This is a genomic window from Phaeobacter sp. CC-HEC084 (assembly GCF_059429255.1).
Window position 1 is genome coordinate 199,664 of the sequence record NZ_JCAIJQ010000003.1, and the last position, 20,650, is coordinate 220,313.

29 protein-coding genes are annotated in these 20,650 nt (G+C 60.3%); 9 read left to right on the forward strand and 20 right to left on the reverse strand.

Annotated elements, in window-relative coordinates:
* Nucleotides 1–6: 6 nt before the first annotated feature.
* The 14 genes from AC5SSZ_RS13295 to AC5SSZ_RS13360 are packed head-to-tail and all read right to left on the reverse strand — an operon-like array spanning nucleotide 7 to nucleotide 10,396.
* A complete protein-coding gene (locus AC5SSZ_RS13295; RefSeq protein ID WP_495438372.1) occupies nucleotides 7–417 on the reverse strand; it encodes a hypothetical protein in 411 nt (136 codons plus the stop codon).
* A complete protein-coding gene (locus AC5SSZ_RS13300; protein ID WP_230798254.1) occupies nucleotides 414–608 on the reverse strand; it encodes a DUF4177 domain-containing protein in 195 nt (64 codons plus the stop codon). The genes AC5SSZ_RS13295 and AC5SSZ_RS13300 overlap by 4 nt, the downstream gene beginning before the upstream one ends.
* Entirely contained in the window at nucleotides 605–1,591 is a 987-nt protein-coding gene (locus tag AC5SSZ_RS13305) for an ATPase, T2SS/T4P/T4SS family (protein ID WP_495438373.1), read from the reverse strand. Before AC5SSZ_RS13305 ends, AC5SSZ_RS13300 begins: the two co-directional genes overlap by 4 nt.
* 4 nt (nucleotides 1,592–1,595) lie before the next feature.
* The gene (locus AC5SSZ_RS13310) at nucleotides 1,596–2,975 is read right to left on the reverse strand and encodes a TraB/TrbI/VirB10 family type IV secretion system protein (RefSeq protein WP_046212123.1); all 1,380 of its coding nucleotides are present in this window, start codon (nucleotides 2,973–2,975) and stop codon (nucleotides 1,596–1,598) included.
* Nucleotides 2,972–3,667, reverse strand: a complete 696-nt coding sequence (locus AC5SSZ_RS13315) for a TrbG/VirB9 family P-type conjugative transfer protein (RefSeq protein ID WP_046212124.1) — start codon at nucleotides 3,665–3,667, stop codon at nucleotides 2,972–2,974. The genes AC5SSZ_RS13310 and AC5SSZ_RS13315 overlap by 4 nt, the downstream gene beginning before the upstream one ends.
* A gap of 1 nt (nucleotide 3,668) precedes the next feature.
* Nucleotides 3,669–4,322 (reverse strand): VirB8 family type IV secretion system protein, encoded by a 654-nt coding sequence (locus AC5SSZ_RS13320; RefSeq protein WP_046212125.1) that lies wholly within the window; start codon nucleotides 4,320–4,322, stop codon nucleotides 3,669–3,671.
* Between the two features lie 16 nt (nucleotides 4,323–4,338).
* Entirely contained in the window at nucleotides 4,339–5,148 is an 810-nt protein-coding gene (locus AC5SSZ_RS13325; protein ID WP_046212126.1) for a type IV secretion system protein, read from the reverse strand.
* Nucleotides 5,148–6,302 carry a lytic transglycosylase domain-containing protein gene (locus AC5SSZ_RS13330; RefSeq protein ID WP_317963141.1) on the reverse strand — a complete coding sequence of 385 codons (1,155 nt, stop codon included), beginning with the start codon at nucleotides 6,300–6,302 and terminating at the stop codon, nucleotides 5,148–5,150. The genes AC5SSZ_RS13325 and AC5SSZ_RS13330 overlap by 1 nt, the downstream gene beginning before the upstream one ends.
* Nucleotides 6,292–6,459, reverse strand: coding sequence for a hypothetical protein (locus AC5SSZ_RS13335; protein ID WP_165198600.1), 168 nt, complete (start codon nucleotides 6,457–6,459; stop codon nucleotides 6,292–6,294). The genes AC5SSZ_RS13330 and AC5SSZ_RS13335 overlap by 11 nt, the downstream gene beginning before the upstream one ends.
* Complete coding sequence (locus AC5SSZ_RS13340) at nucleotides 6,456–8,819, reverse strand: VirB4 family type IV secretion/conjugal transfer ATPase (protein WP_495438374.1); 2,364 nt, start codon at nucleotides 8,817–8,819, stop codon at nucleotides 6,456–6,458. Before AC5SSZ_RS13340 ends, AC5SSZ_RS13335 begins: the two co-directional genes overlap by 4 nt.
* A complete protein-coding gene (locus AC5SSZ_RS13345) occupies nucleotides 8,809–9,087 on the reverse strand; it encodes a VirB3 family type IV secretion system protein (protein ID WP_008327373.1) in 279 nt (92 codons plus the stop codon). The genes AC5SSZ_RS13340 and AC5SSZ_RS13345 overlap by 11 nt, the downstream gene beginning before the upstream one ends.
* Nucleotides 9,080–9,373 carry a TrbC/VirB2 family protein gene (locus tag AC5SSZ_RS13350; RefSeq protein ID WP_012187323.1) on the reverse strand — a complete coding sequence of 98 codons (294 nt, stop codon included), beginning with the start codon at nucleotides 9,371–9,373 and terminating at the stop codon, nucleotides 9,080–9,082. Before AC5SSZ_RS13350 ends, AC5SSZ_RS13345 begins: the two co-directional genes overlap by 8 nt.
* The gene (locus AC5SSZ_RS13355; protein WP_350080339.1) at nucleotides 9,370–9,984 is read right to left on the reverse strand and encodes a lytic transglycosylase domain-containing protein; all 615 of its coding nucleotides are present in this window, start codon (nucleotides 9,982–9,984) and stop codon (nucleotides 9,370–9,372) included. Before AC5SSZ_RS13355 ends, AC5SSZ_RS13350 begins: the two co-directional genes overlap by 4 nt.
* Nucleotides 9,985–10,027: 43 nt before the next feature.
* A complete protein-coding gene (locus tag AC5SSZ_RS13360; protein WP_093363101.1) occupies nucleotides 10,028–10,396 on the reverse strand; it encodes a hypothetical protein in 369 nt (122 codons plus the stop codon).
* A 210-nt stretch (nucleotides 10,397–10,606) separates the two neighbouring features.
* Between AC5SSZ_RS13360 and AC5SSZ_RS13365 the strand changes: the two genes are divergently transcribed.
* The 3 genes from AC5SSZ_RS13365 (at nucleotide 10,607) to AC5SSZ_RS13375 (ending at nucleotide 11,625) form a co-directional block, all read left to right on the forward strand.
* Complete coding sequence (locus AC5SSZ_RS13365) at nucleotides 10,607–10,858, forward strand: hypothetical protein (RefSeq protein WP_317963157.1); 252 nt, start codon at nucleotides 10,607–10,609, stop codon at nucleotides 10,856–10,858.
* Between the two features lie 124 nt (nucleotides 10,859–10,982).
* A complete protein-coding gene (locus AC5SSZ_RS13370) occupies nucleotides 10,983–11,240 on the forward strand; it encodes a helix-turn-helix domain-containing protein (protein ID WP_132464589.1) in 258 nt (85 codons plus the stop codon).
* 166 nt (nucleotides 11,241–11,406) lie between these two features.
* A complete protein-coding gene (locus AC5SSZ_RS13375; protein WP_274840943.1) occupies nucleotides 11,407–11,625 on the forward strand; it encodes a hypothetical protein in 219 nt (72 codons plus the stop codon).
* 109 nt (nucleotides 11,626–11,734) lie between these two features.
* Here AC5SSZ_RS13375 and AC5SSZ_RS13380 read toward each other — a convergent pair whose 3' ends face one another.
* From AC5SSZ_RS13380 to AC5SSZ_RS13405, 6 genes are all read right to left on the reverse strand, one after another.
* Nucleotides 11,735–12,490 (reverse strand): hypothetical protein, encoded by a 756-nt coding sequence (locus AC5SSZ_RS13380; RefSeq protein ID WP_168594906.1) that lies wholly within the window; start codon nucleotides 12,488–12,490, stop codon nucleotides 11,735–11,737.
* 434 nt (nucleotides 12,491–12,924) lie between these two features.
* Entirely contained in the window at nucleotides 12,925–13,869 is a 945-nt protein-coding gene (locus tag AC5SSZ_RS13385) for a cation diffusion facilitator family transporter (protein ID WP_008282971.1), read from the reverse strand.
* A complete protein-coding gene (locus AC5SSZ_RS13390) occupies nucleotides 13,859–14,629 on the reverse strand; it encodes a transglutaminase-like domain-containing protein (RefSeq protein ID WP_008282972.1) in 771 nt (256 codons plus the stop codon). The genes AC5SSZ_RS13385 and AC5SSZ_RS13390 overlap by 11 nt, the downstream gene beginning before the upstream one ends.
* A 93-nt stretch (nucleotides 14,630–14,722) precedes the next feature.
* Nucleotides 14,723–15,457 carry a cytochrome c biogenesis CcdA family protein gene (locus AC5SSZ_RS13395; protein WP_008282973.1) on the reverse strand — a complete coding sequence of 245 codons (735 nt, stop codon included), beginning with the start codon at nucleotides 15,455–15,457 and terminating at the stop codon, nucleotides 14,723–14,725.
* Between the two features lie 78 nt (nucleotides 15,458–15,535).
* Complete coding sequence (locus AC5SSZ_RS13400) at nucleotides 15,536–15,862, reverse strand: YnfA family protein (protein ID WP_043872274.1); 327 nt, start codon at nucleotides 15,860–15,862, stop codon at nucleotides 15,536–15,538.
* A gap of 1 nt (nucleotide 15,863) precedes the next feature.
* Nucleotides 15,864–16,292, reverse strand: a complete 429-nt coding sequence (locus AC5SSZ_RS13405) for a MerR family transcriptional regulator (protein ID WP_037239845.1) — start codon at nucleotides 16,290–16,292, stop codon at nucleotides 15,864–15,866.
* A gap of 213 nt (nucleotides 16,293–16,505) precedes the next feature.
* Here AC5SSZ_RS13405 and AC5SSZ_RS13410 point away from each other — a divergent pair, with 213 nt between their 5' ends.
* Genes AC5SSZ_RS13410 through AC5SSZ_RS13435 form a run of 6 tightly spaced genes read left to right on the forward strand, consistent with a single transcriptional unit; the run spans nucleotide 16,506 to nucleotide 20,648 of the window.
* Nucleotides 16,506–17,072 (forward strand): SCO family protein, encoded by a 567-nt coding sequence (locus tag AC5SSZ_RS13410; protein ID WP_043872275.1) that lies wholly within the window; start codon nucleotides 16,506–16,508, stop codon nucleotides 17,070–17,072.
* Nucleotides 17,073–17,077: 5 nt separating this feature from the next.
* On the forward strand, nucleotides 17,078–17,500 hold the full coding sequence (locus tag AC5SSZ_RS13415; protein ID WP_009820114.1) for a disulfide bond formation protein B: 423 nt from the start codon (nucleotides 17,078–17,080) through the stop codon (nucleotides 17,498–17,500).
* Entirely contained in the window at nucleotides 17,497–18,156 is a 660-nt protein-coding gene (locus AC5SSZ_RS13420; RefSeq protein WP_009820115.1) for a DsbA family protein, read from the forward strand. Before AC5SSZ_RS13415 ends, AC5SSZ_RS13420 begins: the two co-directional genes overlap by 4 nt.
* A gap of 28 nt (nucleotides 18,157–18,184) precedes the next feature.
* Nucleotides 18,185–18,652, forward strand: a complete 468-nt coding sequence (locus AC5SSZ_RS13425) for a copper chaperone PCu(A)C (protein WP_040652268.1) — start codon at nucleotides 18,185–18,187, stop codon at nucleotides 18,650–18,652.
* Nucleotides 18,652–19,278 (forward strand): SCO family protein, encoded by a 627-nt coding sequence (locus AC5SSZ_RS13430; RefSeq protein ID WP_043872276.1) that lies wholly within the window; start codon nucleotides 18,652–18,654, stop codon nucleotides 19,276–19,278. The genes AC5SSZ_RS13425 and AC5SSZ_RS13430 overlap by 1 nt, the downstream gene beginning before the upstream one ends.
* Nucleotides 19,275–20,648, forward strand: a complete 1,374-nt coding sequence (locus AC5SSZ_RS13435) for a M23 family metallopeptidase (protein WP_043872277.1) — start codon at nucleotides 19,275–19,277, stop codon at nucleotides 20,646–20,648. Before AC5SSZ_RS13430 ends, AC5SSZ_RS13435 begins: the two co-directional genes overlap by 4 nt.
* The last annotated feature ends 2 nt before the right edge of the window (nucleotides 20,649–20,650 follow it).

The window sequence follows — 20,650 nt, forward strand, 5'->3', positions numbered from 1 at the left end:
GCTGCCCTACCAATTGCCTGCGGCTTCGCAGATGGCTTTGGCCTCAAGGCGAACGTCGTTGGCGCGGCGGTTGTATGCGTCCGAAGCTTGCAGCATCTCCCAGCGTTCGTCACTGGCGCGGCGCTCACGAAACACCGCCTCGGCAGCGTCCCAGGACGGGAACCGGATTTCGCAATCGCAGTTGCCGCTCTCAACGATGCGCTCGAGGTTTTGGGCGCGGTATATGTCTTGGACCAATACGCGCTGATAGGCTTGGCGCAGGGGGATTTCTTGCATCCAGACGGGCTCGGCGGGCCGGTCCGGACAGACGTTGAAGCTGCGACCCAGGGTCGGCACCAGATTGCGCTCGGCGAAGGCGGGGATAGCCAGTAGGCTCAGGGCCATCGCGGCCAAGGCGAGGTGCTGCGCTTGTCTCATGCCGTGGCTCCAGCGGGTGTGGTTTCGCGCTTCAGGAAAACGGTGTGCCCGATATTGGCGAACTCCGAGGAGCTGATTGACACCACCTCCCAGCCTTCGGCCCCCTTCGCGTTCAGGCTGGCCTGCATGTCGGCAAGACTCGTCTTGCGGGTCATGGGAAAGCTGAGGATGTCGTATTCAAAGGTCTTCATTGGGAAGCTCCGATCTCGGTTGCGCCGGGGAGGTAGAATTCGGTGATGCCGCGTTTGCCGCTGTGGCGACCGGCCTGGATGATCACGTCGATGGAATTCTCAATGTACTGGATCATATCGGCATAGGTCATGGGGATCTCGGTCTTGAGGGCTGCAATGGCCAGACGTTGCACGGCAAGTTGCGGCGTTTCGGCGTGCAGCGTGGTCATGGACCCGCCATGGCCGGTGTTGATGGCTTCGAGGAAAGTCATGGCCTCCTTGCCACGTACCTCGCCCAGAATGATCCGGTCGGGGCGCATACGCAGCGTTGCGGTCAGAAGCACATCGGCGGTCTGGAACTCCGCATCGCGGTTGGCGATGAGGGTCACGGCATTTGGCTGGGTCGGCAGAAGTTCGGCGGCTTCCTCGATGGTGACGATGCGTTCCTCGGCCGGCACGTGGGAGAGGATCTTGCGCGCGGCGACGGTCTTGCCGGTGGAGGTGCCGCCCGAGACGATCATGTTGAGCTTGTTGCCGACGCAGAAGGCCAAGGCATCGTCGATAACGCCAGACGCCACGACCTCTCGCAGTTCGCGGGTTTTCTCGAGGCGGAGTTCTTCGAGCTTGCGTTCTTTCCCATAGAGGAAATCAAGCGCGATCCCATCGAGCGGCAGGCTCGAGAAGAACCGCAGGCTGATCGACATGGCAGAGAGCACGGCAGGCGGGGTGATGACTTGGGCCCGGATCGGTCGGCCCTTGTAGGTGATCGAGACCGAGACGATGGGGCGGTCCTTGCTCATTGTTGTGTTGGCGGAAGAGGCGATCTGGTTGCCGAGGTCTTTGACTTCGGTTGCGGTCAGCTTCTGGTCGAGCTTTCGCATGAAGTGGTCGCCCTGGAATTCTCCCCAGCAGGTCCCGTCGGGGTTGATGCAGATCTCGATGACATCGTCGCGGGCGGCAGCGTCGATCCGATCAAGCGAGGTCTGGAGATAGCTCAGCGACATGGCCTCAAAAGATCTCCAGATCGCGGTCGACCATCACCGTGACGCGGGCCCCCTGGTCGACATAGATGACGGGGCCGATGGAGAGGTAATCGCCAATGACGCTGTCCGTGGCATCTGCCAGATCATCGCCCACGTCTTCGAGCACATCAGCCGCGGTCTCATCCTGCACATTTGCAGCGGCAGCGCTTGGTGCGGCGGAGATCAGCGAAATCAGCGCTGCCGAGCCGAAACGCTCATCGAAGCGGGTATTGACAAAGCCGGTCACGCCTGAGCGGCCAAGCTCATCACCGCCGAAAGAGCTGATCTGGATGGTTTGATTGTCAGGCAGGATGATCCGGTCCCAGGCGATGGTGACCCGGCGCTGCGCGATATCAACGCCGGAGCGATACCGCCCGATGAGGCGGGACCCACGCGGGATCAGGAGACGAGAGCCGTCGACGCTGTAGACATCTTCGGAGACAACTGCCCGGGTCTGGCCGGGCAGGGAGCTGTCGAGGGCGGTTTCCATGACGGCCTGGATCATCGTGCCCTGAATGATGGTGTTGGACGGGTTTGCGATGACCTCGGCTTGAGTCACCGACGTGGGCAGTGCGCCATTCAGCACAAAATCCGTCACTTCGCCGAAGGTGCGTTCGGTCAAGGCCGTCTCATTTGCGCCAGACGTGCCGCCAAAAGCGATGGTGGGCGAGGTGATGCGCCGTTCCTGGAAGGCGCGTTCCTCCGCGGCGCGGCGCTCCAGCTCGGCCATGCGCCGGGCTTCTTCCTCGCGGCGCAGTCGCTCTTCTTCGCGTGCGCGCAGCTCGTCCTCAGATGGGCCCAACGGCGCGGGGGCAGGGCGATTGGCTTCGAGTTGCGCAAGTTCGAGGTCCATGCGGAGCTGCTCCAACTCGCGATCGCGCGCCGTGAGCTCATCGCGAAACTGCTGCTGCGCGGCTTCCGACGCCGCTTGCAGCGCTGCGATCTGCGCGGTCAGCGCATCGATGGCTTCGGCGGCAGCCGTGTCTTCCTCGACCACCGGTTCGGGCGCGTTGCGCAATTCCTCGATCTGGGCCTGAAGGGCGGCGAGCTGCGCCAAAAGCTCGGCGTTCGGTTCCACCGGCTCTGGTGCGACCAGAACGACTTCAGGTTCGGGTGGGGGAAGGGTTTCGATGGCGCCGAACCCGTCGCCTTCGTTCTGGAACACGTCTGGCGTGGCCGTGGGCAGGGCTTCCTCTTCCTCGGGTTGGGACAGGAGATAGAGCAGTGCACCGCCGGCGCCGATCGCGAGGGCAATGACCAAAGCGAGCAGCGGCGAGCGTCGCAGGGCAGGGGGCGAACTTGCGCCTTTGCCCTGCTCGAGGGCGGCGAGGCGTTTTTCGAGGTCCGCGTTTCCGGTGTCGCTCATGATCCCACCCCCGCAGGCGGTGTGGCCTCAATACAGACCACCTCGTCACCGATCCGCAGAACCCATTGCCTATTCACCCCGGAGACCCGGATCACGCCGTCCTCGGTGGCCTGTGTGTTGACCGTACGCTCGCGACCATTCGTGTAGCGAAAGATTGCGGGCACCGGCGCGTTCCGCGGGAATTCGAAATACGTGAAGGTTCCGTCATCCCAGACGCGGGTTGGGGTGACCTCGGTGCGCGCGCTGGCCCCGTAATTGTAGTTCGGCGCTTGGGCCGCGATGGTACGCGTGGGCCGCGTATTGTCTTCGGGGTAGCGGAACTGGACCACGTAAAAGGTCGGACTGCGGGTCTCCTGGACGTTAAAGTAATAACTGCGCCTGTTCGTGTAGACGGTCACATTGGTATGCACCCCGCGCGCCACCGGCTTGATCGCGAAGGCCTGACCGCCGGGTACGCCGTCGATCTCGAAGCCTTCCGTGTCGCCCGCAATGATCGAGCGGATGCTCTCGCCTTCCCCGAACTCGACCGTCGTCACATGAGTAAGCGAGACGTTGAGGCGATAAACCTGACCTTCCTGGTAGGTAGCCAAGCGCACCCGGCTGTCGTTGGGCCCGCCGCGCGGGATCGCTTCGGCATGGGCGAGGACCGGCAGCAGGGCAACTAGGCCAGCAACAAAGAACTTACTGATCAAACTAATTCTCCAATCTGTCGGAGCGGACGGAATATTCGAGGACCGTGAAGCCGAAGGGGTTGGTCCAGACCTCATCGATGGAGCGGCGGGTCTCGGGGCGGAACTCGAAGAGAAGCGTGGTGGTGAAAAGCCCGGTTTGGACGCCATTGATGGAGGTCAGGCGCTTGCGCAGGCGGACGGTGGCGCGGTTGGTGCCGATGCGATTGATGCTGAGGATTTCCACATCGAGCCGGGCATTGGGTCCATAAACTGTCGGCGGGTAATTCTCGTTGGCGCTGTTCCAGATCTGGCGTAACCCGCTCTCGGCCGCCCCGTCCGAGCGGCGCAGGACGCTGCGGATGCGCAGATCATTGTCGAGCTGATTGTAGACCTCGCGGTCGGTCACGTAGCGGAAGACTTCTGCCTCGATGATAGCCTGGTTGGCTGTGACAGACGTCGCGCCCACTGAGGCCTCGGGCAGGGCAAAGCCGGTCTCGGGATCATAAGGCACGACCACAGGCGGCGGATCGACATCGAGGATCGCGACAGCCGCCGCGCTTAGACATCCGAGGATGCCGAAGATCAGGCCGATGAGTCCAAGGCGCTGCCAGAGCCGTTCGCGGCGCAGGGCACCATAGACCAGCTCTTCTTCGATGATTTCCTGTTCACTCGCCACGCGTCACACCCCTGAATCAGTCTGCGCGCAGGTCTGGCAGCGTAAAGTCCATGAAGCGCTGCTCTTCTGCGATGGTGGCGGCATCGATCACACCGCCGGTGCCGTCGCCTACAGTTTGCACCGCTTCAAGCTGCCACATGGCGACGAGCGCAATGGCGAGCTCCGCTGTGACGCGCGTGTTGAGATCGATGCTTTCCTTGAGTTCGTCCATGTCATCGATCAGCCCGACGAGCCGGTCGACGCGCTCCAACGATTGCCCTGCGTCTTCATAGCTGTTCTGGGCCGCCGCCGAGACGAGTGCGCCGGTTGTGGCTTGTGTCGCCACACGATTGGCCCCAGGATTGCCGCTGGTGGCCATTTCCGAAAGCGTGTCATCATCAAAGCCGAGATCGGCCAGCACCCGGTCCATCTGTGTTTCGATCTCGCCCGCGCCGGAGCCCGACAGGCCAGAGAAGTCTCCGGTCTTGATCGCCTCAATCGTGGCGATGATATCGCCGAACTCCTGGTCGAGCAGGCCGTTCAGCTCGTCCTCCATCTCGGTGCGGATAATCTCGGGAAGTTCGGCAAGGCGGGTAAGTGCTTCATAGGTTCTTTGCAGCTCCGCGAGTTGGTCCGTGAGTGTCGCAAGCTGTTCGCGGAGCTGCGTCAGCTGTTCGTTTTGTAGGATCTCGTCTTCGATCATCTGCCGGAGCTGCTGGATGTTTTGCGCGATGTTCTGGGTGTCGACGACGGGCACACCTTGCGCCAGGGCAAGGGAGAGGGTTCCCAAGTGTAGGCCAATCCCAAGTGTCGTGGCTAAGGCCGTTCTCAAGAGTAAATCTCTCATCAGTCTATCTCCCTGATCGTGAATTCCATGAACGCGCCCTCGGCCATGCGGGCGCTGGCCTGTGCCAGCTCTTCGGCCGAGAGTACGCGGGTCCGCGCCGCCTGTAGCCGGATGCGGGCCGCGACGAGACGCACGAGTTCGGCGCGGGCAAAGGTGTTGAGCGCGACGCTTTCCTGCACGTCTTCCGTCGCGGAAATCCGCGTGACGATGTCTTGGATACGCAGGGCAGCTTGCCTGATCGCGGCGGGCGAGTTGTTGCCATAGAAAGCCGCGCCATGCCCGGTCATCGAGAGGTTAGCATTGGCCAGCAGAGCGGGGTCGATCGTCCCAAGCGCTTCGATCCCGCCGATGCGGCTTAGGTAGAGATTGTAGCGTTCGGGGATGACCTGGACGTAGTGCTGGGTCTCGGTAAAGGGCGGGACACCGCCATATTCGAAAACCCGGCCGGGCCCCGCGTTATAGGCCGCAAGCGCGTTGATGATATTGCCGTCGAAGGTGTTGAGCTGGGTGGCGAGATAACGCGCGCCGCCATGCACCTGCAGGTAGGGGCTGTCGTAGTATTCTGGGTTGATGCCGAGATCGCTGGCCGTACCGGGCATAATCTGGGTGAGGCCAAAGGCGCCGACGGGCGAGCGGGCGCCAATAGTAAACCGGCTTTCCTGCCAGATGAGCGCCTGTAGGAGTGCGCGCCATTGAACCGGCGAGAGACCCGCGCGGCCCACGCCTGCAAAGCCGCTGGTCTCCTGCGCGACGCGGATGATGAGCTGCTCGATGTTTTCCGCAGCATCCCCGAACATCTGTGCGCCGCCGGGATTGGGATCGATCTCACCCGTGCCATAGACCGCCTCGACGGAGCGGGTCGGATCGCCGCTGCCGCTCTCGAGCCCGGAGACCATGGCCGACAGACCCTGGCCGCCAAAGCTTGTCTGGGCATCGAGGATGCGCTGCAGGGTGGCCAATTGCTCGCGTTCAATCTCGGCGATGAGTTCGCGCACGGCAAGCTTGTCGGCCTGGATCGCAAGATCGGCCTCGCGATCGCTGGTCTCGACGATATCGCGCGCGGTCAGCCCGCTGTCATTGGTCGGCACACCTTGGGACAAGGCGAGACCGGGCAGCAGGCAAAGGGCCAAGATATGGGGCAGGCTAGACTTCAATGTCGCGCTCCGGTGCGCCGATCGGCGTGAAGCTGCAATCAGACGCGATGGGGGCCGTCGAAGCGAGGAAGGTGAAGCAATTGGCCTGCGGTTCCTGGTATTGGGTGCAGGAGGCCAAAGCGCCGAGTGCGGCGAGCAAAAACAAGATACGGGTCATGAAATCCTCCAGAAGTCCGGGCGGTTGCGGTAATCGGCGCCGACAAGCGCCTCGCCTTTTTCCATGCCGCCAAGGATGGTTAGATTGGGCCCAAGCGCGCTCAGATCGGCATCGACGACGATGGAGCCCTGGTCGTCTCGGATGAGGGCGAGACGGCTGTCGCTGCCGGTATTGAGAAGGACGTCCAGCTCCTTCTCATAGAGGTTCAGCATCGCGTAATCGGCGGCATGGGCGCGGATGTTCGGAAGCAGGATCTGCGTGGGCACGGCTTCGATGATGGTCTTGCCGGTCTGGGTGCGCTCGAGCTGGCTGGCGTATTGCGTCATCATCACCGTGACAGTGTTCTGCTTGCGCGCGGTTACCAGCCAGTTCGACAGCCGCTCGGCGAAATACGCGTTATCGAGCGCCTTCCAGGCCTCGTCGATCACGATGATGGTGGGGCGCCGATCCTCGATCTCGCGCTCAACCCGGCGGAAGAGATAGGAGAGGACGGCCATGCGTTCCTTCTCGGCCTCGCTGTCGAGAATGCCGGTCAGATCGAAGCCCACCACATTGCCCTTCAGCGAGAAAGTGTCTTCCAGCGTCTGTCCGAAAATCCAGCCGTAGCGGCCCTCTTCGGTCCACTCGAGCAGCCGCTGGTGCAGATCGCCGCCATCGTCGGTCGAAACGAACAGCGATGCGAAGTCGCGCCAGTTCCGCAAGGCTGGGTTCGTGGCCTGCGCATTCTGGCGCACGACCTCCTGGATGCGATTTGTTTGCGCGGGCGTCAGCGGCTTGTCGGCACGATAGAGCAGGGTGGCGAGCCAGTCCGAGAGCCAGGCGGTGCCGCGCGCATCGGTCTCGGTCCAGAGCGGGTTGAGGCCCGTGGATTGGCCGGCTTTGAGCGATGCGTAGCGCCCGCCGTTGGCGCGGACCGCCATCTCCATACCAAAACGGTAGTCGAAGACGAAGATCCGCGCCCCTGCTCGACGGGCTTGCGTCATGAGGAAGGCCGAGAGGACCGACTTGCCTGACCCGGGTCGTCCCATGATCAGCGTATGCCCGCTGGTCGGTTCTTTGTCGGGCGAGCCTTGCTCGTGATAGGAAAACCGGTATGCGCTCTGCTCGGGCGTGGGCAGATAGGTGATAACCTTGCCCCAGGGTGTTTTCTCAGCAGGCTTGCCAAGCTGAGTCCGGTGAAATGCTGCGAAATCCGCAAAGTTGCGGTTGGTGATCGCACTGGCACGCACGCGCTTGGGCTGGTTGCCGGGATGCTGACTGAGGTAATGCGCATTGGCCGCGACCCGCTCGCCGATCATCTTCACGCCTTCGGCGGCCGCGGCGTTCACGATCTCGGCGCTCAAGCTCTGCAACTCGTCCAGCGTATCGCAGAAAATCGTCACGACCATGTGGTGCTCGCCGAAGCTCTGCCGCTTGGCCTCCAGATCATCGGCAGCGATATCGAGGGCTTCCATGAGCGAGAGGGCCGCGTCCTGGCTGGCCTGCATCTGGCGCTTCTGGCGCTTGATCCGGCCCGCCATGAGGTTCGAATTGATCGGCGTGAAGGAATGCGTGACGATCATGTCGACCGGCAGGTTCAGCATGTCGAACATGGTGCAGGAGGTGCCTTCCGAGTATTCCCCGATGGTGAAACTCTTGCCGTAGCGGTGTCCCACGACGCCTTCGGAGAGTTCGAAGTGATCGCCTTGAAACGTCACTCGCGTGTTGGCGACGTTGAAGGACAGGAAGCCATAGGTGTTCGCCGGATAGAGCGGCCGTTCCTGGCCAGTGTTGAGGGCCCCTAGGAAGCCAATCAACTCGCCGGACTTGGCCGAAAGCACACGTGGGTTAAGCTCCGTCAGGCCAGACAGGAACACGTTCACGGCCTCGCCCAATCGGCGAAGGCGCTTCTCGGTCGCTTCCTTGAGGCGATCCGGCGAGCTGCGGTTCAGGAATGGCAGGACGCTTTTTGGAGGCGGGCGATGGATGATCGTAAGGGTGAGCGTCTTGTCGCGCAGCCCGCTGGTCTCTAGCTTTTTGCGCCAGAGCCGGTCGACTTCTCCCGCGAAACTGTCCTCGCGCAGCGGCTCGAGGTCCGGCGTGATCGCCTTCGAGACCTTATGGACGTAATAGCTGAACTCCGGCCCCAATTGCGCAATGATCCGGGCAAAGAGCGCGGTCACCTTGTCGAGATAGGCATCATCGGTCGTGTAGCTATTGACCCCGTCGAGCCGGATGCACTGGAAAAGCTCGTTGACCCGGGTCCGCACGGTCTGGTGATCGACGAGGCTCACATAGGGCAGCATGTGCGCGAGGCGGGTCTCGCGCGCATACCACTCCGGCGTCATCGTGCGGAGATCAAGCGCGGCTTCACGGGGCATAGCTGTCCCCGCCGTGGATGGAGCGGTTCCGCGTGGGCGGCGTCTCTTGCAGCGCCGTCATCATCACGTCGATGAAACGCGGATCCCAGTCCGCGGCCTTCCAGAGAACCGGGTAGAGCAGGGCGGCTACGCCCAGCACCGCAATGTGCTGGACCCAGACGAACAAGAGCACCGAGCCGAAAAGCCAGACCATCGCGTACATGATGGGCAGGCCCAGAAGCTTCGGCGGGCGCACGAGGCCCAGAAAGAGAGGCGAGCGCTCAGCCACCGGCGAAAACCGCGGCGACGATGGTGGGAGCGGCCGCAACACCAGCGATCCCGACGAGGACCCAGAGCGCCTGACGCAGATCGATGATATTGAAGAACCAGCTCAAGAAAACGCCAAGGACCGCGAGTGTGGCGATCACGACGCCGAGCGGGCCGGTTAGAGCATCGACAATGCCCTGCAACAAGCTTTGGATCGGGGATAGATCGATGCTTTGGGCAAGGGCGGGCTCGGCAATGAGCAGGAATAGCGCCAGTGAGGCGACAAAGAGGTTTGAAATCTGTCTCATGAATTTGATCCTTCCAATCGGGCCACGACGGCCATGACGCGGGCCACGTGGTTCTGGGTTTCTCGGTAGGGGGGAATGCCGCCGTACTGGCGGACCGCATCGGGTCCGGCGTTGTAGGCTGCGAGGGCAAGGCGTGGATCGCCAAACGTGTCCAACATCATTGCGAGGTAGCGGGCGGCCCCGTCGAGGTTCTGCAGCGGGTCACGCGGGTCAACGCCGAGATCACGGGCAGTGGCGGGCATCAGCTGGCCAAGGCCTATAGCGCCCGCGCTCGAGATCGCATCCTGTCGATAGGCGCTCTCAACCTCGATATTGGCCCGATAGAGAGCCAGCCAATCGGTCACGGAAAGCCCCGCGCGACGCAGGCCCGGATGGCCGGCATAGCGCAAGGCCGTGGTCTGAATCCCAGAGAGAACATCGGCGCGGGGCAGGGGAGTCAGGCGGGCAAGGGCCGCAACTTGGACGCCCTCTTGCTCGTCCTCTACCTCGCCGAATATTGCGATCCCATCGGAGGCCGAACCCTGACCAATCCCGTCATTGTAGTTTCGAGCAAAGCTGCTTTGGGAGCGGGACGGGGTCAGGGAGCCGTCGCTCTCCATGACCAGGACCATTTGCGCTGAAGCTGGCGCTGTGACCAGCCAGAGACAGACGAGGCTAGCTGCCAGTGCCCTTTTCTGATGGGGCTTTGTCTGGCGGGGCGAGTTTGTGCGTACGGCTTGTCCCCGCCTCAAGCGGCAGGTCGACATGCGCAAAACCAAGGCCAATGAAGAAAGACACCACGCCAGAGATCGTCTTGAACTCGCGGATCTTGATGTCGTTATAGGTCGTCCGAGTACGGGCCGTGACCAGCAGCTTCTCCACGCCTTCGTTGGAGACCACACGCATGATCCAGACCCCGTAATAGCTGGGGCCTTTCTTGTGTGCCGATTCTTGGCACAGGATTTCTGCGCTATAGCCGCTTTCCACGAGTTCGCGGAAACGTGCTTCCGTAACCACATTTGGTGCTTCGATGTCCCAGTTCATGGCCCGGCTCACGCTTTCTCCAATGGCGCGACCCTAGGCATTCCCACTTGAAGCCCAGAGTTACGATAGTATATTATCAACCGCAAGATGTAATATCATGCTTTGGCTGTAGTTTGGTCACGCAAACACTAGTCTCGGCCAGTGTCCGCGATCAAGGAGATAACAGGTTTGAGAAACCCGAGGTTGATATGCCTGCTCCCATTGCAAGCTCTGGCCCTTCTGATCTGCGTTCCCGGGCCGGTTTTGGCGGAATCCTGCTTCGCCCCGCCCCGCCCCTTCCTGCCAAGTGATTCGCAGGCCGCGCGGGACTATGCGGCTATCATCCGCGGCGATTTCGAAAATTACATCCAGGATATCCAGAGCTACTTCCGTTGCCTTGACAGCGAACGCGCCCGCGCTTTCGAAGAAGCGCGGGAAGTCAGCGAGGACTATGGCCGATTTCTGCAATTGGTAGGGGATTGATGGGCAGCCTCGGGAGCATCAGACTAGCAGCCCGTGAAAACCAGACACCGATAACACCCTCAAATATCTACTTTTTAGATAACAGATTTCATCCGCTAGCGACGTCACAAAAGGTATGTGACGCGTGGCAAAAACAATCAGAAGCAAAGGGCAGGTGGCACTCTGCCAGGCGTTGGTCGACGCGCGCAAAAGAGCAGGCTTGGGCCAGGACGACTTGGCGAACAGGCTCAAGTGCCATCAATCTCTCGTGGCGCGCATTGAGAGCGGCGAACGCCGGATCGACGTCGTCGAACTGGTCGTTCTGGCGCGCGCCATCGGCTTTGACCCGTTCGATGTCTTGGCGATCGTCGAAGCCGCCACGGAGCCCGACCACAGGATTTAAGCGATTTCATCAATCGAGAACACGGGAGGTGACTTCTCCCGGTGTGAATTCGTTACCGCGAGGACGAACAGTAACCGATTTTAACGAGGCCCGGCATACGGTTGCAGCAAACGATTTGTATCTGAGCTGCTATCCGCAACGCCAAATTGCAGGAAGTCAGTAAACAGTGAATGAAATTGAGGTCGAAGGCGTCGCGATCGCCAATTTGATTGCAGCCGATGAAGAAACCATTATCGGCTGGGTATATCGCTGGAACACAGGTGCTCTGGCAATCCGGTGGGACATGCATGGCCCACAGCGCGTCTCAAGGATTTACCCGGATCTTAGCGATGCCGATAAAGCTGAAATCGACTTCGCGTCTCTCACGCAGCTGAATTGTCGCTAGGACTGATATGGAAGAATATGGCCTTTATGGCCCTCGATTGTGTGGTTTTTCCTGCATTCCAGATTTGATTTCGTACAAGGCTCTGCGCGACGTCGCTGCGCATCAACAGTCAGTAATTGACCTGCTCGAAGCCGTAATTCCCGCTATAGTCACGCCACTCAACGAAGACGGATCTGTGATAAATGCTCGGGCAGTGCTGGCCCCATCGCTCGAGACCGGCATGCGCCGCGGGAAGCGCTGCGGGTGACGACGCCCTCCAAGAAAAATCGCCCTGGATCCCGTAGGTGCCGAGGACAACGACGGCGCTGCGGTTGCAGTCGCCATCTCGCCCGGATTCATGCTGGCGGGCATAACGAACGTCAAAGACGCGGATGGAGCGCACGAAATTGAACTCCGGCCCGCTGATATCGATGTCGGCGCGGTCTTCCACGAGCTGGAGAGCGTAATCGGCCCTTACGAGGCTGTCCCAAGCCGCGTTGGAGCCTTTAGGCCCAAGCATCCCGCCTGCCCTGGCTGCCTGCTCGAAGAGCGGGGCTGAAGAGTTTGGAGGGGTTCCTGAACCACCATATAGGGCATCGAAGATCCGGTCCGTGGGCCGCGACCTGGCAGGTCCATCGTAAGACGCACCCATCGGGCAGCGCCAAATCTGAAGCGGCGGCTCCACCGGCCATGGAGTTATGCGCCGGATGAACTCGGCCCGTGCGCGGGCGCAGGGCACGGAAGCTGGCCATCCACCGGACAAACACAGCAGGATGGCACAATCGATCTGATAGGTTTGGGCGCGTGCTTGTGTCGGAACTGTTGGGCCGGTCAAGGCGAGAGCTAAAAAGGCCGCCAGAGGGAGGTTTTTGAATTCGAAACGCATGGCAAGGACCCTTGACAATCTTCACCCAGCATACCTACGAAAATATACTATTGCAACAATGATGATGCGTGTTGCGGTTGCGGCGGTCAGCAAGATCGCGAGGTGACCGAGCCGCCCGTCGTCATCCGCCACGTTCCGCGCTGCGCCAATCCCACGGCATGTCAAAGCGTCCGAGCCATCTCGATCGTCAAATGAGTCTCGAATTGCCCTTAAATCGGTTCTACCTAAATCTGTTTGGCGAATAGGACGCATTCGGGCTCTCAGCAGTTCTGCAACGGCTCAGAAGCAGACGGAACCTTGAAGGCTTCGAACCTCGTGAGTTCGAGGACCAGGCCAGGCTGGCTTGAAGCAGGCCGTGCACCCGTTTCAGGTCGCTGTCGCTTAGCTTGCACTCGCAATCGACGTCGATCACACCTTCATGACCTCTCACAAGCTCAGTGAAAACGGTTCTCCTCCTCTTCAGGCTTGCCGTGACCGTAGAGGTCGGCGTTTTCGTGTGCGCGGTCTTCGTGTTCGAACTCCAGGCTGGAATGGGCGATGTTGAAGTCCTCCTTCAGCCGGTCCTTGATCGCTGCCTTGATCTTTTCGATTTTACCCCAGCCGCCCGCTGTCAGCACCACGTGGCAGTCCAGCGCCGCCTTGTGCTCCTCCATCTGCCACAGATGCACGTGGTGAACGTCCGCTACACCATCGACGCTCCGCAGCGCCTCAACGACGGCTGCATTGTCGATGTCGGGTGGGCTGCCGAGCATCAGGGTTCTGATCGGACCGCCAATCTCAGTGAAAGCCAGATAGAGGATGTAAAGGGCAATGCCGATGGTGATTGCGGGATCGACCCATCGCATGTCGTAGAGGATGATCAGGGACCCTCCAATGATGACTGCCACAGAGGCCAAAGCGTCCGACAGGTTGTGCAGGAAAAGCGCACGGATGTTCACACTGCCTTTCTGCATCGAATAGGTGAGCAGCGCCGTCAACGTGTCGACGACGAGTGCCACACCGCCCAGGATCACCACCGTCCAACCAGCGACCTCGGGCGGGTCGATCATCCGCATGCCACCCTCATAGATCAGGTAGAAACCGATCAGGATCAGGGTCGTGTAGTTGATGAGTGCCGCGACGATTTCAATCCGACCATAGCCGAATGTCATGCGTTCATCGGCGGGTCGTCTGGCGATTTTGCGCGCAACGAACGCGATCACCAGTGACGCCATGTCCGAAAAATTGTGTAGGGCATCTGCGATCAGCGCCAGGCTGCCGGAAAGGATGCCGCCAACGATCTGCGCGACGGTCAGAAGCCCGTTGGCCCAGATTGCGATGGAGACCCTACGATCACCTGATTCAGGATCAATGTGGGTATGGCCATGATCATGCGGCACGGTTGTTCTCCTCATGGCTGTGGTTCGGTCGACTGAGACCAGGGACCTTTGGCAACATTCCACGACGGATGCGGCGAACCCGGGCATTCATCCAGTGACGGATGACGTGGCGATAGAGAAAGTCACGCGCAAATCCGAAGTTCTGACTATATTTCAAATAAAAGTCATCGGGCGCATCAAAGGTTCCAAAATCACGAACGATACCGGTTTTCTGAATATAAGTGCTGCCGCCGTTCCAACTGACTGGTGGCGCACTCAGGCAATCCGTTCCAGCGCCGTAGCCGCAAAGGCTTTCTGTTTCGCTGAATTCCTTCTGAAGCGACTGCAGGAAGGGGGCGTCCAGAATGAAGCCTTCGAGATTGATCCAGCCCTCTTCTGTTTCGACTTCGACCCACGAGTGCAGAATTTCGGACGGTGCGAGGGGGTAGACCAATTCGGGCACCACGCCACGCTGCAGGGCCTTGTGGATGGTGAAGCCGTGCAGTCGGCAGCGGATGCCTACGCTGCGCAGCAGTGCCATGAGAAGCGTCCCTTTCGTGTTGCACTGCCCGTAGCCGTCGGTCAGCACCGCAGAGGCGGGAATGTCGTCGACGCGGTTGTAGCCGAACGCAATCACGTTCCGGACAAAGTCATAAACCGCGCCAATCCGGTCGACACGGGCAAGGTCATGCCAGCCACGATCTCGTACCAGGTTCGAGATTGAGGGCGAGTCAAAATCCAGCAGTCTTGTTGCGGTTAAATAGGAATCGGTGGGTGCCACAGGGTCTCTCCTCGAATCGTTCACGAGGAGTCTTAATCTCTACAGTGACTAGAGAGACAAGCCTTTTCTCAAATGTTACTTTCGATCACAGCTCTATCCGATAGTGCCAAGGGCCGGGAAGGTTTCGAGCAGCCAGAAGGCAAGGCGGCTGATCTGACCTGTCATCACGCCGATACCCATCAGCACCATCAGTCCGCCCGATATACGATAGAGCCATCGACCAGCCGCACCGATCCGCTTTAGCCTGCCTGCAATCTCGTTGGTGAAGAGCGCTATGATTAGAAACGGCAGTCCAAGCCCTGCGGAGTAGATTGCCAGCAAGGCCATCCCGTCCGCTCCAGATGTCGCGCTTACTGCCAGGATCGACCCAAGCACAGGGCCTATGCAGGGCGTCCAGCCAAAGGCAAAGGCAAGACCCAAAAGGTAGGCTCCAACGGCGCTGCCGCCGTCAACTTTTACGTCGGGCCTCGTGTCACGCATCATTGCGGGGATCTTGATCGCGCCCATCATGACAAGTCCGAACAAGACGATCAAGAAGCCACCCGCAAGCCCGAGTTCGTATTTCCAGCGCAAGAGCATCCCGCCCAAAAGACTTGCCCCGGCCCCGAGCGCCACGAAGACTGTCGAAAACCCGAGCACGAACCACAAACTCAGGACCACGCTGCGCGCCCGTTCGGCAATGCTGCGCGCCGCCCCGGATTTCGCGGCGGGCTGTCCCGCGATGTAAGAGACGTAGCCAGGTGCAAGAGGCAAGACGCAAGGCGACAGAAAGGATATAGCGCCACCCAGAAAAGCCGCGACGATTCCAACACCTGAGATTTCGAACATTCAATTCCTGCCTTGCTTTAGCCTGTGAAACGCGCACCGTTGTAAAAGCTAAAGCTACTGTAGGAGCAATGCCGTTTTTTACGCTCCGCGGGGTGCCGCGAGGATGATAGCGGCACCCAACAAGCATACAGCGGTGCCGAGCAGATCCCACCTGTCCGGCCGGTGCCCTTCGGCGAGCCACATCCAGAGAATGGACGCGGCAATATAGATCCCACCATAGGCCGCAAAGGCGCGTCCCGCAGCCACAGTGTCGACCTGAGCCAGAAGCCAGCCGAACGCCACCAGCGCCGCTACACCGGGGACAAGCCAAAGAGGGGACGCGCCAAGACGCCACCATGCCCAGATGGCAAAGCATCCGGCGATCTCAGCCAAGGCCGCGAGCGGATAGACGAGCACTGCGGTCATCTCAGGCGCCGATCTCGTCGTGGTCCGTCAGGCACTCGGAATGGTCGCGCAACACCTCCAGCACACGGCAATCGGCCGTGTGCCCGCCGCTGCATTCATGCACCATCCTCTGCAATTCTGTCCGAAGGGCTTCAAGTCGGGCCATACGTTGCTCAACCTGCTTAAGTTGCCTGCGAGCGATGGCATCGGCCTCCGCGCAAGACTTGTCCGGATGATCGCTCAGATCGAGAAGCTCACGGATCGCGTCCAGCGAGAACCCGAGTTGCCGCGCATGCCGGACGAAAGACAAACGGTCAAGCTCACTATCTCCATAGCGCCGCTGACCGCCAGCCGATCGCCCGGGCTCGGGCAAGAGTCCGATCTGCTCGTAATAGCGGATCGTCTGCACCTTCGTCCCGGTCTTTTTTGCCAAAGTGCCGATTGTCAGCATATCATCTCTCCAGACTATCTACAGCCCGTGTAGCTTTAAGCGTTTTTTTGCACAAGTTCCGCTTGGCATCTCACAGGTCAGTGAACATCGCTCTTCCATCCATAATAAGTCTTGAACCTACAGTAGCTAGAGGGTGTAAACGCGCTGAAAATATAGAATCAAATTCGGGCGGAGCGCGTGAAGCTTTCAAATCTTCAGAAAGTACTATGGGTTTTGGCGGGCGCGGCGGCGTTCGTTTTCATCTGGCTGCTAATGTGGGCGGACTACCGCGCCGACCTTGCCCAAGCCGAGACCGAACCACCTTTCTTTGCGCAGTTCGAACTCACGGATCATCGCGGCATGGTCCAAACAGACGAAGATTTCGCAGGGCGCTGGATGCTGGTCTTCTTTGGTTTCACCAATTGCCCCGACGTCTGTCCAACAACACTGTCCGAAGTCGCGGCCGTGATGGAGGGCTTGGGCGACGAGGCGGCAAAGGTCCAGCCGATCTTTATAACGATTGATCCGGAGCGGGATACGCCGACAGCACTTGCCGGGTATGTGCCCCTGTTCGACGCTGGGATCATCGGGCTGACCGGCACGCCGGAGCAGATCGCCGCAACATCCGAGACCTTCCCAATTTTCTTTGAGAGGATCGAGGAGGCCACCGCGCCGGGTGGATACACAATGGGGCACACATCGCACCTGTTTCTTTTTGATCCGCGGGCGGGCTTCGCCAATTCCTGGCCCTACGGCACACCCGCCGAAGAGATCCTTGCGGATCTGAGAAAGAGGATCTGATTGCCATGACCCGCCTTTCCGGAGAAGCGGCCCTTGTTCTTGCTTGGATCATTGCGCTTATCGCATCGCTTGCCGTGCTCTTTATTGGCGAGGTGCTTGGTCAAACGCCTTGCGTCCTTTGCTGGTTCCAGCGCGCCTTCATGTTCCCCCTGGCTATCGTTCTTGGGCTCGGGCTGTGGTGGCAGGATCCCCGCGTGGGGCGCTATGGCGTTGCGCTAGCGCTTGGGGGGGCGGCAGTGGCGTTGTATCACATCGGCCTCTATGTCGGGCTGATCCCCGAGGCGATCCAGCCCTGCACGGCGACCGGCCCCTCTTGTACCGACGACAACCAGGTGGTCTTCGGCATTCCGATTCCGCTGTTGGCGCTTGTCGCCTTCACGATGATCGGGATGCTGTCGGCCCTTTCACTGAAGGAAAAACAAACATGAATCGACGCGGCCTCGTTCTATCCGTTCTGGCTGTTGGCGCCGCAGGTTTTGGCGGCGCGGCCTGGTATGCCACCCGCCCCCAACCCATGGCAGAGGCAGTCCCTGTCGCGCCCGAAGTGAACGATGTGCTGATCCGGCCCTATTCCCCGATCCTCGGCCCCGAAACGGCACCTGTCACGATTGTCGAGTTTTTCGATCCAGCTTGCGAGGCATGCCGCGCATTCTATCCCGTGGTCAAAGAGATCATGGCTGAGCACGGTGATGCGATCCGTGTCGTAATTCGATACACCGCGTTTCACGGGGACGCTTCGGTGGAAGCGATCCGTGTTCTCGAAGCTGCGCGGATGCAGGATGTGTTCGAACCCGTGCTGGAAGCGGTCCTGCGCGAGCAGCCGCGATGGGCGTCCCATGGCACTCCGGCACCGGGTTTGATCCTTGAGATTGCCGCAAGCGGTGGTCTGGATGTCGAAGCTGCTCGGACACAGATGCTGGCCCCCGGTGTCGTGGCGGTGCTCAATCAGGACCGCGCTGATGTCGAAGCGGTAGGCGTGCGACAAACGCCCACGTTCTTCGTCAACGCCAAGCCATTAGACCCGTTCGGTGAGGCCGAACTGCGGCGACTGGTGGCTGCGGAAGTTGCGGCCAGCCAAAGTTGATGCTCGGCCAGATACAGGAGAATTCTTCATGACAAAACGATCTTACATCAATGGTTTGCCCCTTGTCTTGCTACTCTCGGGCATGTCGACTCCGGCATTTGCCGGTTCGGAGGATGTGGTCGTCGAAAACGCGTGGTCCCGTGCTTCAATCGGGGTCAACCGCCCTGGTGCGGCCTATATGACTGTGCGCAACACCGGTGAAGACACGGTCACGCTGACCGGGCTTACAACACCACTGGCCGTGATGCCCCAGATCCATGAGACGAAAACCAACGCCGACGGCGTCAGTTCTATGGCGCCTGCTGACGAAATCACGATTGAACCGGGCCAAAGCGTAGCATTGGAACCGGGAGGGCTGCACGCCATGCTCATGAAGCTGCAAAACCCGATGATCGAAGGCGAGACCTTCCCACTGACACTGACGTTCTCGGACGGTGGTGAAGTGACTGTTGAGGTCCCAATTCTGGGGATCGCCGCGCGCGGGCCGGAGAGCTGATGCAGCGTCGACATGTGGTCCAATACGGTGCAGCCGGTGTAGGCGCTGTCGCTCTGATGCTCGGCGTCGGTTGGTGGCGGGTGGATGGTCCCGGTGCACCAAAACCGGCCGGCCAAAGGCCTCTCCCCCTGTCGGCGATGGATTTCCGACTGACCGATCACGAAGGCAATGAAGTGGGCCCGGAAACCCTGATCGGACGCCCGACCATGGTGTTTTTCGGGTTCACCTACTGCCCGGATGTCTGCCCCACGACGTTATCGGATATCTCAGGTTGGCTTGAAGATCTCGGGGACGACGCCGCGCGGATGAACGTGGTCTTCATCACAGTCGATCCGGAGCGGGACACGGTCGAGGCCATGGCCGAATATGTCGGCTATTTTCATCCGGCTATTCGCGGCTGGACTGGGCCGGCAAACCAGGTTGCCCGCGCTGCAGAAGGATTTCGTGCCTCGTATGAGCGCGTCCCGACCGAAGGCGGCGACTATACAATGAACCATACGGCAAGCGTATTCCTGTTCGATGCCAAGGGTGAACTCGTCACCATGATTGACTATCACGAGCCAAGAGAATTCGCAGTGCCGAAGATCCGGCGTGCACTGACAGAAGACGTAGAGGGGGCAACATGAAGATTAGAATTGTTTTGGCGAGCGCTGTGGTCGCAGGCGCTTTTTCGCTGACCGCCATCGCCATTTCTGGCGTTCTTTCTAAAGAGCCAGTGCCTCCTGCGATTGCTGAAGCGACCCTCTGGACTCCCGATCCGCTCTCGATGCCTCAGATCGCCGACTACGATGTGACACCGCCCGCTGCATTTCACGCCGACAATGCTAGCCCAATGCGACCTCTGCCGCTCTTGCAATCTGTCTTCGCAGAAACCGCCTTGCCCGAGATTGAACCGCCTTTGATCACTTGGTCGCGTGAGATCGCGTCGGGCGAGACGCTGGATGCGGTCCTGGCGAACGCGGGTATCGCTGCGCCTGCGCGTGCCGAAATCGCGCTCGCGCTTGGTGCAGAATATGACCTGCGCCGATTGCGCCCGGGCCATGAGATCACTGTGATCTCAAAGGTGGACGGAAATCCGAGCCGCGTGGAACTGGCAGTTGACGATGGGGTGCGGATCGAAACGGTCTTTGGTCAAGAACTTGTCACACGCGTGTTGGAGCCAGACCCTGAAATGGTGACGTTCGCGGGCGAGGCAGTGATCGAAAGCTCTGTCTTCGCGGCGTTGGACAAAGCAGGCATCCCTGCTCGTTTTGCGGTCGACATGGCGCAGATGCTGGGCGGCACAGTAGATTTTCGACGCGAACTTTCCGGTGGCGAGACGATGCGTATTCTTTGGCGCGAAGCCCGCGACGGAAACGAGAGGATCGGTCAGCCCGAACTTGCCTTTGCCACACTGGACCTTGGTGAAACGGTCTACGAGATCGTCTGGCCGGATGACGGCAGCGGTGAAGCAACGATCTATGTCGATGGAGAGGTCCTGCGTGTTTTTGCCCAACCGGTGGAAGGAGCGCGGCTGAGTTCCGTCTTTGGCCGTCGCACACACCCGGTCTATGGGAATGTGCGCATGCACACCGGGGTCGACTTTGCTGCGGCCCGCGGTACGCCGGTGAAAGCGACAGCACCCGGACGCGTGAGCTTCATCGGACGTCGTGGTGGATATGGCCGGGTGGTGGAGATAGCGCATGGATCCGACACCCTGACACGATACGCACATCTCAGCGAGGTGCCGGACACACTCGAACAAGGGCAGCGCGTTTTGGCCGGAGACATGATCGGTCGCGTCGGTGCGACCGGCACCGCGACCGGCCCAAATCTCCATTATGAGGTTCTAGTCGATGGTCGCCCGACCGATCCTCTCTCAGACGACAGACTGGCAGAGGCGGCCGAGCGGGATGCGGATGACACGGCTGCACTTGAGCGATTGGCTGAGGCACGCTCGCTACTGGCCGAGAGGCTCACCAGCGAATTTGTGCAAACAACAACCGAAAGGCTTTAATC